Source organism: Klebsiella sp. K47, assembly GCF_051858335.1.
Lineage (GTDB): Bacteria > Pseudomonadota > Gammaproteobacteria > Enterobacterales > Enterobacteriaceae > Klebsiella > Klebsiella pneumoniae.
This window is the reverse complement of record NZ_JBPYUI010000482.1, coordinates 1-219: the sequence shown is the minus strand read 5'-3', so window position 1 is coordinate 219 and position 219 is coordinate 1. Positions and strand designations below refer to the sequence as shown.

1 protein-coding gene is annotated in these 219 nt (G+C 64.4%); it reads left to right on the top strand.

The features are described from left to right. Nucleotides 1–219: cytosine permease (locus RRF55_RS28895; protein ID WP_439419430.1), on the top strand; the 219-nt coding region annotated here is incomplete at both ends.

The window sequence follows — 219 nt, the reverse complement described above, 5'->3', positions numbered from 1 at the left end:
GCCACAGATGATCCAGTCCCGTGCCCAGTTCGGCCTGCGAGGCGCCGTGCTGCCGTTCATGGCGGTGGTGTGCGTGTACATCGGCTTCAACGTGTTCAACGTGATCCTGGCCACCGATGCACTGACCACTGTGCTGCCGGGTAGCGATGCCTTCTGGTACGCACTGCTGATCGCGGTGGCCGTGGTGATGGCCGTGGTCGGGCACGACCTGCTGCACAC